At 61.9% G+C, this 12,217-nt stretch carries 12 protein-coding genes and 2 pseudogenes; 12 read left to right on the forward strand and 2 right to left on the reverse strand.

Annotation, left to right across the window (positions count from 1 at the left end; genetic code table 11):
* Positions 1 to 11: 11 nt before the first annotated feature.
* Positions 12 to 1,295, forward strand: coding sequence for a phosphopyruvate hydratase (gene eno, locus ACJ8QF_RS15015; RefSeq protein WP_325961850.1), 1,284 nt, complete (start codon positions 12 to 14; stop codon positions 1,293 to 1,295).
* Here the strand turns inward: eno and ACJ8QF_RS15020 are convergent.
* Entirely contained in the window at positions 1,292 to 1,699 is a 408-nt protein-coding gene (locus tag ACJ8QF_RS15020; protein ID WP_031299644.1) for a MerR family transcriptional regulator, read from the reverse strand. The genes eno and ACJ8QF_RS15020 overlap by 4 nt on opposite strands.
* Before the next feature lie 72 nt (positions 1,700 to 1,771).
* Here ACJ8QF_RS15020 and ACJ8QF_RS15025 point away from each other — a divergent pair, with 72 nt between their 5' ends.
* The 4 genes and pseudogenes from ACJ8QF_RS15025 to ACJ8QF_RS15040 all read left to right on the forward strand — a co-directional run bounded on the left by ACJ8QF_RS15025 (position 1,772) and on the right by ACJ8QF_RS15040 (position 7,293).
* Positions 1,772 to 2,992: an NADH:flavin oxidoreductase/NADH oxidase family protein gene (locus tag ACJ8QF_RS15025; RefSeq protein ID WP_325961851.1), complete on the forward strand. Its 1,221-nt coding sequence runs from the start codon at positions 1,772 to 1,774 to the stop codon at positions 2,990 to 2,992.
* A gap of 505 nt (positions 2,993 to 3,497) precedes the next feature.
* A complete protein-coding gene (locus ACJ8QF_RS15030; RefSeq protein ID WP_004937838.1) occupies positions 3,498 to 4,880 on the forward strand; it encodes a diaminobutyrate--2-oxoglutarate transaminase in 1,383 nt (460 codons plus the stop codon).
* A gap of 18 nt (positions 4,881 to 4,898) precedes the next feature.
* On the forward strand, positions 4,899 to 6,368 hold the full coding sequence (locus tag ACJ8QF_RS15035; protein WP_442537649.1) for a pyridoxal phosphate-dependent decarboxylase family protein: 1,470 nt from the start codon (positions 4,899 to 4,901) through the stop codon (positions 6,366 to 6,368).
* A 138-nt stretch (positions 6,369 to 6,506) separates the two neighbouring features.
* A pseudogene (locus ACJ8QF_RS15040) lies at positions 6,507 to 7,293 on the forward strand (LysR family transcriptional regulator).
* Positions 7,294 to 7,333: 40 nt separating this feature from the next.
* Here the strand turns inward: ACJ8QF_RS15040 and ACJ8QF_RS15045 are convergent.
* Complete coding sequence (locus ACJ8QF_RS15045; protein WP_004937832.1) at positions 7,334 to 7,975, reverse strand: TetR family transcriptional regulator; 642 nt, start codon at positions 7,973 to 7,975, stop codon at positions 7,334 to 7,336.
* 93 nt (positions 7,976 to 8,068) lie between these two features.
* On the opposite strand from ACJ8QF_RS15045, the gene ACJ8QF_RS15050 reads away from it, so the two are divergent.
* From ACJ8QF_RS15050 to ACJ8QF_RS15080, 7 genes and pseudogenes are all read left to right on the forward strand, one after another.
* Positions 8,069 to 8,731, forward strand: coding sequence for an O-methyltransferase (locus ACJ8QF_RS15050; RefSeq protein WP_004937830.1), 663 nt, complete (start codon positions 8,069 to 8,071; stop codon positions 8,729 to 8,731).
* 81 nt (positions 8,732 to 8,812) lie between these two features.
* Positions 8,813 to 9,862 (forward strand): dipeptidase, encoded by a 1,050-nt coding sequence (locus tag ACJ8QF_RS15055; protein WP_004937828.1) that lies wholly within the window; start codon positions 8,813 to 8,815, stop codon positions 9,860 to 9,862.
* Between the two features lie 117 nt (positions 9,863 to 9,979).
* Complete coding sequence (gene pqqA, locus ACJ8QF_RS15060; RefSeq protein ID WP_004937827.1) at positions 9,980 to 10,057, forward strand: pyrroloquinoline quinone precursor peptide PqqA; 78 nt, start codon at positions 9,980 to 9,982, stop codon at positions 10,055 to 10,057.
* Between the two features lie 58 nt (positions 10,058 to 10,115).
* Positions 10,116 to 11,027, forward strand: a complete 912-nt coding sequence (gene pqqB, locus ACJ8QF_RS15065) for a pyrroloquinoline quinone biosynthesis protein PqqB (RefSeq protein WP_325962310.1) — start codon at positions 10,116 to 10,118, stop codon at positions 11,025 to 11,027.
* 9 nt (positions 11,028 to 11,036) lie between these two features.
* A complete protein-coding gene (pqqC, locus tag ACJ8QF_RS15070; RefSeq protein WP_442537650.1) occupies positions 11,037 to 11,792 on the forward strand; it encodes a pyrroloquinoline-quinone synthase PqqC in 756 nt (251 codons plus the stop codon).
* Positions 11,792 to 12,070 (forward strand): pyrroloquinoline quinone biosynthesis peptide chaperone PqqD, encoded by a 279-nt coding sequence (pqqD, locus tag ACJ8QF_RS15075; RefSeq protein WP_004929309.1) that lies wholly within the window; start codon positions 11,792 to 11,794, stop codon positions 12,068 to 12,070. The genes pqqC and pqqD overlap by 1 nt, the downstream gene beginning before the upstream one ends.
* Positions 12,063 to 12,217: pseudogene (locus tag ACJ8QF_RS15080) on the forward strand (pyrroloquinoline quinone biosynthesis protein PqqE); the annotation flags it as partial. The gene pqqD and the pseudogene ACJ8QF_RS15080, both read left to right, overlap by 8 nt.

The following is a 12,217-nucleotide window of genomic DNA, read 5'->3' on the forward strand; positions in this document are numbered from 1 at the left end:
GGTGACTACCCATGAGCTATGAGATTGAAAGCGTAACCGCCAGAGAAATCCTGGATTCGCGCGGCAACCCGACCGTCGAAGTCGAAATGAGCGCGGCGGGCGTCGTGGCCCGGGCTTCGGTCCCCTCCGGCGCCAGCACCGGGTCGCGCGAGGCGGTGGAGCACCGCGACGGCGATCCGCACCGTTTCGGCGGCAAAGGCGTACTGGAGGCGGTGCACAGCGTCAAAACGGCGATCAATGAGGCGCTGCGCGGGGTGGATGTGCGCCAACAACAGGAGATTGACCGCCGGCTGATCGCGCTGGACGGCAGCGAGAACAAGAGCCGATTGGGGGCCAACGCCCTGCTCGGCGTTTCTCTGGCCGCCGCCCGCCTCGCGGCGCAATTGTCGCAGTTGCCGCTGTATCGTTATCTGGGCGGCATCGGCGCCAACCTGCTGCCGGTGCCCTGCATGAATATCATTAACGGCGGCGTGCACGCCCGTTGGCAAGGGGCGGACTTTCAGGAGTTTATGATAGCCCCTCTGGGCGCGCCGTCGCTGCGCGAGGCCGTGCGCTGGGGCAGTGAAGTCTATCAGGCGCTGCGCCAAATCCTGTTGGAACAAGGCCTGTCGGTCGGCGTCGGCGACGAAGGCGGTTTCGCGCCGGCGGTCGCCTCAAACCGCCAGCCGCTGGAGCTAATCGTTCAGGCGATAGAGAAAGCCAGCTACCGACCGGGAGAAGATATCGCTATCTGCATGGATCCGGCCTCGAGTGAATTCTACGCCGACGGCAAATACCGCCTGCGCAGCGAGAACCTCGAGTTGGACGCAACCCAGATGACGGCCTATTACCAGCGGCTGGTGCAGGATTTCCCCATTGTGCTGATTGAAGATGGCTTGGCCGAGGACGATTGGGCCGGCTGGCGTATTCTGAGCGACGCCCTGGGCGACCAGGTGGAGCTGGTCGGTGACGATCTGTTCGTCACCAACGTGAAATATATCCAGCGCGGGATTGATGAACGGTTGGCTAATGCCGCGCTGATCAAGCTGAACCAGATCGGCACCCTGAGCGAAACCTTCGCCGCCGTGCAGCTTTGTCAGGCGAACGGCTGGGGCGCCTTTATCTCGCACCGCAGCGGCGAAACCGTCGACAGCTTTATCGCCGATATGACGGTTGCGATGCGAGCCGGCCATGTGAAAACCGGCGCACCGTGCCGCGGCGAGCGCATCGAAAAATACAATCAGCTGATGCGCATTGAGGACCAATTGGGCACCGCGGCGGTATATGCCGGGCGCTCCGCCTTTAAACGCCGCTAATCTTTGCAGGCCGGCCACGCACCGGCCAACTTTTCATTTTTGACCTGGCATAACCCCGCCACGCCGGATCCCAGCAAGGTAAGTCGGGTCGCCAGCAATGCTTCTCGCTGTTCATTCAGCGTGACCAACATCCGCTCGATTTCCGCCAGACGGGTCTCGACGCCCTGTATCAACCCATCCTCATAAGCGCTGCCCTGCAGCGCCAGCACGCGTTGGATCGCCTGCAGCGAAAAACCCAGATTCTGGCCGATTTGGATCAGGTGCAGCCGCTCCAGCGCGCTTTCGCTATACACCCGATAACCGTTGACGCCGCGCACTGCTTTAGGCAGCAGGCCCTGCTGCTCGTAGTAGCGTATCGCCGAGGCGGCCACGCCGGCCCGTTCCGCCAATTCTCCGATCTTCATGCCCTATTGACCTTAAAGTTAACTTTAAACCTAGTATAGCGCCATTCCCCCTGCGACAGGAGCGCAAACCCGATGTTTACCCCACTGACACTGCCCAACGGCAGCCGCCTGACCAACCGTTTGGCCAAAGCCGCGTTGGAAGAAAATTTGGCCGATGAAGGCCAACTGCCCGGCCCCGCGCTATGGCGCTTGTATCGCCACTGGGGTATCGGCGGCGCCGGTCTTATCATCACCGGCAACGTGATGATCGACGGCCGCGCCATGACCGGCCCCGGCGGCGTGGTGCTGGAACAGGATACGCCGCTCGCCTCGTTCGAAACCTGGGCCAAGGCCGCGCGCCAGGAAGGCGCGCAGGTTTGGATGCAGCTCAGCCACCCGGGCCGCCAGGTAATGGCCGACATGGGCGGCAACGCCTGGGCGCCCTCCGCCATTCCGATGGCCATGGGTAAGTACAGCAAAGCGTTCGCGCAGCCGGAAGCCATGAGCGAAGCGCAGATTGCCGAGGTGATCGCCCGCTTTGCCGCCAGCGCACACGCCGCCGAACGGGCCGGGTTTACCGGCGTGCAGATCCACGCGGCACATGGCTACCTGATCTCTCAGTTTTTGTCGCCGTTGGCCAACCAGCGCAGCGATCGTTGGGGGGGCGAGCTGGCAAATCGCGCCCGCCTGCTGCTGGAGGTGGTACGCGCGGTGCGCAAGCGGGTCTCGCCAGGTTTTTGCGTGGCGGTAAAGCTCAATTCCGCCGATTTTCAGCGCGGCGGCTTTTCGCCGGACGAAGCCCGGCAGGTGTTGCAGATGCTCAACGAACTGCCGGTCGATCTGGTGGAGTTATCGGGCGGGAGCTATGAAAGCCCGGCGATGCAGGGCGAAACGGCAGACGACAGTACCCTGGCGCGTGAAGCTTATTTTCTGACCTTTGCCCGCGATCTCGCCGCAGTAGCCCGCATGCCGGTGATGACCACCGGCGGCATCACCCGCCCGACGGTGGCGCAACGGGTGCTGAACAGCGGCGTCGCGGTGGTCGGCATCGCCACCGCCATGGCGGAAATTCCCGATCTGCCGTGCCGCTGGCAAACCGGCGAAGCCCCTCATGCGCTGCCCGCGCCGGTAAAATGGCGCGACAAAACGCTGACGCTGCTCGCCCGCATGGCGCTGATCAAGCGCCGCATGCACGCTCTGAGCCGCAATCGGACGCGCAACGTGCGTTACTCCCCGCTGTGGTCGCTGCTCATCGATCGGTGGCGCACCCGCCGCACTCTGCGGCGCTATCATGCCTGGTTACGGCAACGTTAATGACCGCGGCGCCGGCAGACATGCCGGCACCGCACAAAAATCCCGCTGTTTTGATCGCGCTACGTAAAATCTGCAAGAAATCACCACTCTGGATACTGCGCTTTTAACGCTCGATTGCTTATATTCATCACAAATTTTGTGTATATAACCGCTATAGGACTTAAGGTGGTGAATAGATGAAAATAAGCCGCTATTTTCTATTTATGTTATTAATCGGAAATTCACCTTAATAATAAATGCATTAAAGAAGCAGCCAAAGGAAAGCAGAAAAGGATTTTTACGCAATGTTAAATAAATGTTGTTTTCTGCCGGCAAAACCAACGGTCAACAAATCAACAACATATTGATGAGCCTAAGAAAAAACTAAACAATTCAAAACAAAATCGGCTATTGAGTCCCAGGCGAAAAAGCCATATATTGGTCGCGCTTTTCACAAGGCAGTTACTTTTCTAATTCATTAATTCAATCGTTGCGTCTTGAGACCTTCGGTTGTAGGAGAGATATGATGACGGATAAAGTCCGTATTGATACTTTAGTTGCAAACTCATTAAACGGAAACAATGAAACCTATTTGGCGCGTCAAGCCGAATTTGAGTCGAATGTTAGGAGTTATCCGCGCAAATTGCCGTTGGCAATTGCGAAAGCCCAGGGCGTTTGGATCACTGATGTTGAGAATAATCAATATCTTGATTGCCTGGCCGGGGCGGGAACGTTGGCTCTTGGACATAATCACCCCGACGTCCTGCAAAGCATCCAAAATGTCATTACCAGCGGCTTGCCGTTACATACTCTCGATCTCACGACCCCGTTGAAAGATCGTTTCTCCGATTACCTGCTCTCTCTGTTGCCTGGCGAAGGCAAAGAGTATTGCCTGCAGTTCTGCGGCCCGTCCGGCGCCGATGCGGTGGAAGCCGCGCTGAAGCTGGCGAAAAAGCACACCGGCCGTTCCGGCGTGATCAGCTTCTCCGGCGGTTATCATGGCATGACCCACGGCGCGCTGTCGGTCACCGGCAACCTGTCGCCGAAGGCGGCGATCAACGGCATGATGCCGGAAGTGCAGTTCATGCCTTATCCGCATGAATACCGCTGCCCGCTGGGCATCGGCGGTGAAGCCGGCGTCAAGGCGCTGACCTACTACTTCGACAACCTGATCAACGACGTGGAAAGCGGCGTGCGTAAACCGGCTGCGGTGATCCTGGAAGCCGTTCAGGGCGAAGGCGGGGTTAACCCGGCGCCGGCCGAGTGGCTGCAGCGCATCCGCAAAGTGACCCAGGAACACGGCATTCTGCTGATCATCGACGAAGTTCAGGCCGGTTTCGCCCGTACGGGCAAGCTGTTCGCCTTCGAACACGCGGGCATCGAGCCGGACATCATCGTGATGTCGAAAGCGGTCGGCGGCGGCTTGCCGCTCGCGGTGCTGGGCATCAAAAAAGAGTTCGACGCCTGGGAACCGGGCCACCACACCGGCACCTTCCGCGGCAACCAGCTGGCGATGGCCACCGGCCTGACCACCCTGCAGTACCTGAAAGAGCATAAGGTCGCCGACAAAGTGGCCGCTCAGGGCGAGTGGCTGAAAGGCAAGCTGGCCGAGCTGCAGAAACGTTATCCGGTGATCGGCCACGTCCGCGGTCTGGGCCTGATGATCGGCATCGAGATCGTCAAGCCGAACGAAGCGCAGGATCACATGGGCTGCTACCCGGCCGATGGCGAGCTGTCCGCGCTGCTGCAGAAGAAATGCTTCGAATCCGGTCTGATCCTGGAGCGCGGTGGGCGCAACGGCTGCGTGCTGCGTCTGCTGCCTTCGCTGCTGATCACCAACGATGAGCTGGGTATTTTCCTGGATAAATTTGAGCAGGCGCTGTTGGCCGCCGGCGTCAAGCCAGTCTGAGTGGAGCGAATAACCGCGATGTCCAAGTTAAACCCGATTCTGGCTTCCTCGGCGCACAGCGCCGAGGCTTACCGCCAGGCGATCGCACAGAGCAGTGAAGCCGTCGTGCAGTGGCTGCAACAGCCCGAGATGTATCAGGGCAAAAGCGTTGCCGAACTGCGCGAGCGCATCCAGCTCGACTTCACCCCGCAAGGCCTGGGCAACCAGGCGGCGATCGAGCGCGCCATCGAGTACTTTTTGAAAGACAGCCTGTCGGTGCACCACCCGCAGTGCGTGGCGCACCTGCACTGCCCGAGCCTGGTGATTAGCCAGGCCGCCGAAGTGCTGATCAACGCCACCAACCAAAGCATGGACTCCTGGGATCAGAGCCCGTCGGCCACGCTGATCGAAATGAAATTGATCGAGTGGCTGCGCGCCCAGGTCGGTTACCAGCCCGGCGACGCCGGGGTGTTCACCAGCGGCGGCACCCAGAGCAACCTGATGGGGCTGATGCTGGCGCGCGATGCGTTCTTCGCGCGTCAGGGCCACTCCGTGCAGCAGGACGGTCTGGTGGGCGATCTGCGCAAGCTGAAAGTGTTCTGTTCTGAAAACGCCCACTTCTCGGTGCAGAAGAACATGGCGCTGATGGGCCTCGGCTACCAGTCCGTCACGCTGGTGAAAACCGATCGCTTCGCCCGCATGGACGTGAACGATCTGGCGGAAAAACTGGCGCAGGCCAAGGCTAACGGCGAGCAGGTGATGGCGATCGTCGCCACCGCCGGCACCACCGACGCCGGTGCGATCGACCCGCTGCGCGATATCGCGCGGCTGGCGGCGGAGCAGAAAATTTGGGTGCACGTGGATGCGGCCTGGGGCGGCGCGCTGCTGCTCTCCGAGCAGTACCGCTACTACCTGGACGGCCTGGAGTTGGTGGACTCCATCACCCTGGACTTCCACAAGCAGTTCTTCCAGACCATCAGCTGCGGCGCCTTCCTGCTGAAAGACGAGCGCCACTACGAGCTGATGCGCTATCAGGCGGCCTACCTGAACTCCGAATTCGACGAAGCGCAAGGCGTGCCGAACCTGGTCTCCAAATCGCTGCAGACCACCCGCCGCTTCGATGCGTTGAAGCTGTGGATGGGGCTGGAAGCGCTGGGGCAGAAGCAATACGCCGAGATCATCGATCACGGCGTCACGCTGGCGCAACAGGTGGCGCGTTACATCGCCGACCAGGAATCACTGGAACTGGTGATGCAGCCGCAGCTGGCCAGCGTGCTGTTCCGCTACCGTCCGGCGCAGCTGGCGGCGAAAGGCGACGCGGCGGTCGCCCTGTTCAACCAGCGCATCGGTGACGCCTTGCTGGAATCGGGCCGCGCCAACGTCGGCGTGACCGAGTTCGATGGCGTAACCTGCCTGAAAATGACGCTGCTGAACCCGATCGTGACGCTGGAAGACATCAAGCTGTTGCTGGCGCTGGTCGAGAAAACCGCGCAGCAGCTGCCGGCGTAACGTCGTCCCCCTGCCTGTAAAGCCGATAACGTTTGTTATCGGCTTTTTTATTGCTCATCAATCGCAGGAGACGCAGCGTTTACGCTGATATACTGCAGCCAACGCCTTCCCTTATTTCCAGCGCCACAGGATAAACGCATGACCGACCCGGATTTCAACCTGCTGATCGCGCTCGACGCGCTGCTGACGGCGGGCAGCGTTGCCGGCGCGGCGCGCCGTCTCGGTTTAAGCCCCTCGGCGATGAGCCGTACCCTCAGCCGACTGCGCGCGGCCACCGGCGATCCCCTGCTGGTGCGCGCCGGCCGTCATATGGTGCTGACGCCCTATGCCGAAACGCTGTGCGAGCGGGCGCGGCACGCGACGTTCGAAGCGCGCGCTGTGTTGCGCCCGGCGCAGGGAGCATTGGATCCCGCCGCGCTGGATCGTACCTTCACGCTGCGCGCCAACGACGGCTTCGTCGAGGCCTTCGGCCCGGCGCTGATCGCCGCCGCTGCCGAACAGGCGCCGCGGGCGCGGTTGCGCTTTGCGCCCAAGCCGGAGAAAAGCGACCGCCCCCTGCGTGAAGGGCTGGTCGATCTGGAGATCGGCGTGCTGGGCAAAATGGGGCCGGAAATCCGCCTGCAGGCGCATCCTCGGGCCGGTAGACGCCGCGCTGGCGGAGCTGGGGCTGGCACGCCATATCGCCGCCGTGGTGCCGAGCTTTCCCGCCGCGCTGGCGGTGGCGCAAGCCTCGAACCTGTTGGCATTGCTGCCCGCCTCTTTCCTGCAGGCTCAACCTGCCGATGGCCCGCTGCGCGTCTTCGAGCTGCCGGTAAGAACGCCGCCCATCACCGTCTCGCAGATGTGGCACCCGCGCCTGGACGCCGAGGCGGATCACCGCTGGCTGCGGCAGTTGGTGTTGGCCGTCTGCCGCCAGCGGGCGTAGGCACCGCGCACCTCAAGTGACAACGTCACCAAACATTCCCTTACGGCGCCGCTCGCCCGTTTAAATCGGCCAGATAGGCGCAAAACATGTCCGCCATCGCGTCGGCATAAGCCACAATTTCCACATCGCTGCGCGGCGTTTCGGAGAATTGCTTGCCCGCCGCCCCAAGCGTGCCGACGATCAGCTCGCCTGCCAACGTACGGACACCTTCCGCCGCATCGGGCAGCGCTTCGCCCATAAACACCTGCACGATACCCTTGCCTGTGGCCTTCGCCGCCTGCGCCTCCGGCGCATCGCGGTACAACGGCGCCGCATCGTTCAGCGCCACGCGCATCTGCGCCTCTTCACATTCCGAACGGATAAATGTCTGCACCAGCAACCGTAAACGCTCGAACGGCGCAGTCTCTCTATCGGCCAGAATGCCGCTCAGCATGGCGGTGGTCTGCCGCCATTCGTCGCTTTGCAAACGAAACAGGATCGCCGCTTTGTTGGGAAAATACTGATAAAGCGAACCGATACTGACGCCGGCACGTTCAGCCACTCTGGCGGTAGTGAAACGCGCGGCGCCCTCCTGCGCCAAAACCTGAATAGCGGCGGTCAAAATGGCGGAGACCAATTCGGCGGATCGCGCCTGTTGCGGTTGTTTTCTCGAGGAAATTTGCTTACTGCGGCGTTCAGTCATAGCGGGCGCCAATGCGAATAGTGAAATGCGAATAGTTCGTCATATTATAGCGGCACGCGCTTTCGCGCTCACTTTTTCTACGGGAGTTTTGCCATGAGTACCCTGACCACCGCGCCGTTGGCGCCGCTGCTAAGCACCCTGTTCCAGCAGGCCGCCGGCCGTTCACCGGCGCTCGCCGCCCTGTTCCGCGACGTGCCTGACGAAGAGCAAAATCGACTGATGCAGAGTAAAACCGACTATCGTGAACTCTACCATCGCCTGAAGGATTTCCCCCTGGCGGTGTCGCCGGAAACCGGCGCATTGCTGTACATGCTGGCGCGCGGTTGTCGGGCGCAAAACATCGTCGAATTCGGCACGTCGTTCGGTATTTCAACGCTGCACCTGGCCGCCGCGCTGCGCGACAACGGCGGCGGCCGGTTGATCACCTGCGAGTTTGAACCGAGCAAAGCGGCGCAGGCGCGCCACAACCTGACCGAAGGCGGCGTCGTCGATCTGGTGGAGATCCGCGTGGGCGATGCCCTGGAAACGCTGCGCGACGATCTGCCGGCCACTGTCGACCTGCTGTTGCTGGACGGCGCCAAGGGGCTTTACCCCGATATCCTCGCGCTGCTGGAAAATCGTCTGCGCCCCGGCGCGCTGATCGTCGCCGACAACGCCGATTACAGCCCGGAATATCTGGCGCGCGTGCGTTCTCCGGCGTCGGGTTATCTCTCCACGCCGTTCGCGGATGACGTCGAGCTGTCGATACGCCTTTAAATCCCTCATCGCGCGGGGGTTGTTCCCCCTCGCGCGATCGTACAACATAGCGTGCATGATGCCTGACTCAGTGAAATGCCCATGACGCTTCCCCCTCTCTGGCCGGTGTTCGACGGCCATAACGATCTGCTGCTCAACCTGTGGCTACAGCATGATGACGATCCGGTCGCCGCCTTTTATTCCCGCGTCACGCCGGGCCACCTCGATTTCTCCCGCATGCAGCGCGGCGGATTCTGCGGCGGGCTGTTCGCGGTATTTATTCCCCCGGTCAGCTATATCGCCCAGATGCGTAATCAAACGCCGGAGGAGGCGCAGGCCGCCTTCGATCCGCTGGCGATCGCCGAACGGCAGATCGCTATCCTTTATCAGCTGGAACAGGCTTCTCAGGGGCGGCTGCGCATCTGCCGCACCGCCGCCGAGATAGAACAGTGCCGCCTCAACCGGCAAATGGCCGCGGTGCTGCATATCGAAGGCGCCGGCATGATCGATGCGGAGCTGACGCAGTTGGAGGCCTTCTACCGGCTGGGCGTGCGCAGCATCGGGCCATTCTGGAATCTGCCGAACGCCTTCGGCACCGGCGTCAGCGGGCCGTTCCCCGGCTCCCCCGATACCGGCCCCGGCCTGACGCCGGCCGGCGAGGCGCTGATCCGCGCCTGCAACCAGCGCCGCATCATGATTGACGTCTCGCACATGAACGAGAAAACCTTCTGGCAAACCGCCGCGCTGAGCCGCGCACCGCTGGTCGCCACCCACTCCAACGTCCACGCCCTCTGCCCGCAGCCGCGCAACCTGACCGACGCACAGCTGGAGGCCATCGCCCAGAGCGGCGGGATAGTCGGCGTCAATTTCGGCACCGCCTTCCTGCGCGCGGACGGTAAACGTGACAGTGCAACGACAGGTCTAACAGAAATTGTTAAACACGTTGAGTATTTGATCGCTAAACTTGGTGAAGATCGCGTGGGATTTGGCTCTGATTTTGACGGGGTCAACGTACCGCAACCGTTGGAGGACGCCGCCGGCCTGCCGCGCCTGACGCAAGCGCTGGCGCAGGCCGGGTTCGATAACCGGCTGCTGGAGAAGCTGACCTGGCGCAACTGGCTGAACGTGCTCGCCGCCACCTGGGGTGAATAACCCGGTTACGCTTTAAAGGTTGCGATCTTCGTCACATTTCGCCAACATTGGGCCGGCCTAATGCGAATCTTTCTCATTGGCTTCGAACTATCACGATGCATGCAAAGGAGCACCGCTATGACTACCTGGACTAAACCTGAATTTGTTGACCTGCGTCTGGGGCTGGAAGTGACGCTGTACATTTCCAACCGTTAATCGCCCGTCTGCCCGCCTTTCGCGCGGGCATTTCTTTCCCTCTTTTTCTGGTTCAGACATGCAGATAAAAGTTCTCGGCTCGGCAGCGGGCGGCGGCTTTCCCCAGTGGAATTGCAACTGCGACAACTGCCGGGGCGTTCGCAGCCACAGCATCAACGCCACGCGCCGCACGCAGTCTTCCATCGCCGTCAGCGACGACGGTAAAAACTGGGTACTGTGCAACGTTTCCCCGGACATTTGCCATCAGCTGCTGGCCTCGCCCGAATTGAACAATCCCGACGTGCTGCGCGGCACCGGCATCGGCGCGATCGTGCTGACCGACAGCCAGATCGATCACTGCGCGGGCTTGCTCAATTTGCGTGAGGGCTGCCCGCACCACGTCTGGTGCCCCCCTGAAGTGCATGACGATCTCAGCACCGGTTTCCCGGTGTTTCCCATGCTCTCCCACTGGAACGGCGGGTTGATTCACCACCCGGTAACGCCCGGTGAACCGTTCCGCACGGCGGTCTGCCCGAACGTACGCTTTACCGCCATTCCATTGCTCAGCAACGCGCCGCCCTATTCGCCGTACCGCGATCGCCCGCTGCCGGGCCACAACGTGGCGCTGTTTATCGAAGATACCGCGCGCGGGGTCGGTCTGCTGTACGCGCCGGGCCTGGGTGAGCCGGACGAGGCCTTGATGCCCTGGCTGCGCCGCGCCGACTGCCTGCTGATCGACGGCACGCTGTGGCGCGACAATGAGCTGGCCAACGCCGGCGTGGGGCGCAACACCGGCAAGGACATGGGGCACCTGGCGCTGGCGGAAGAGCACGGGCTGGCGGCCCTGCTCAGCGCCTTGCCCGCCAAACGCAAGATCCTGATCCACATTAACAATACCAACCCGATCCTCAATGAAGACTCGGCAGAGCGGCAAAGTCTGACCGCCGCCGGCATCGAAGTGAGCTGGGACGGCATGAACATCGAACTGTAGGGAATCGCCATGACGCAACCACTCCCACTGACTCCGCAGGCATTTGAAGCGGCGCTGCGCGCCAAAGGCGCTTATTACCACATTCACCACCCGTACCACATCGCAATGCACAACGGCGAAGCGACGCGTGAGCAGATCCAGGGCTGGGTGGCCAACCGCTTCTACTACCAGACCAGCATTCCGATCAAGGATGCGGCGATCATGGCCAACTGCCCGCAGCCGGACACCCGCCGTAAATGGGTGCAGCGCATTCTGGATCATGACGGCTACGGCGGCAGCGAAGGCGGTATCGAGGCCTGGCTGCGCCTCGGCGAGGCCGTCGGCCTGCAGCGCGACGCCCTGCTTTCTGAACAGCTGGTGCTGCCGGGCGTGCGCTTTGCGGTGGACGCCTACGTCAACTTCGCGCGCCGCGCCTGCTGGCAGGAAGCGGCCTGCAGCTCGCTGACCGAACTGTTCGCGCCGCAGATCCACCAGTCGCGCCTCGACAGTTGGCCGCAACACTACCCGTGGATCGACGCCGCCGGTTACGGCTATTTCCGCAGCCGCCTCGGCCAGGCCAACCGCGACGTGGAACACGGCCTGGCGCTGGCGCTGGACTATTGCGATACCGTTGAAAAGCAGCAGCGTATGCTGGAGATCCTGCAGTTCAAGCTGGACATTCTGTGGAGCATGCTGGACGCCATGAGCATGGCCTATACCCTGAACCGCCCGCCTTACCACAGCGTGACCGCCGCGCGGGTCTGGCACAACCAGAGGCTGGTGTAATGACGCTGAACCCTGAACACACCCCCGTCTTCCGCCGCGGCTACCGCCTGCAATGGGAGCCGGTGCAAAACAGCCACGTGATCCTCTACCCGGAAGGCATGGCCAAACTGAACGACAGCGCCGCCGCCATCTTGCAGCTGGTCGACGGCCACACCACGCTGAACGGCATCATCGCCCAGCTGAACGCCCGCTTCCCCGGCGCCGAAGGCTTGGCGGACGACGTGCTGGAGTTTTTCCAGCGCGCCTACGAACAAAAATGGGTGACCTTCCGTGACTGAACCACGTGCGCCGGCGGTGAATCCGCCCCTCTGGCTGCTGGCGGAGCTGACCTACCGCTGTCCGCTGCAGTGTCCGTACTGCTCCAACCCGCTCGATTTTGCCGCGCAGGAAAAAGAGCTGACCACCGCGCAGTGGATAGAGGTGTT

Source organism: Serratia sp. CY81684, from assembly GCF_052166595.1.
Classification (GTDB): domain Bacteria; phylum Pseudomonadota; class Gammaproteobacteria; order Enterobacterales; family Enterobacteriaceae; genus Serratia; species Serratia nematodiphila.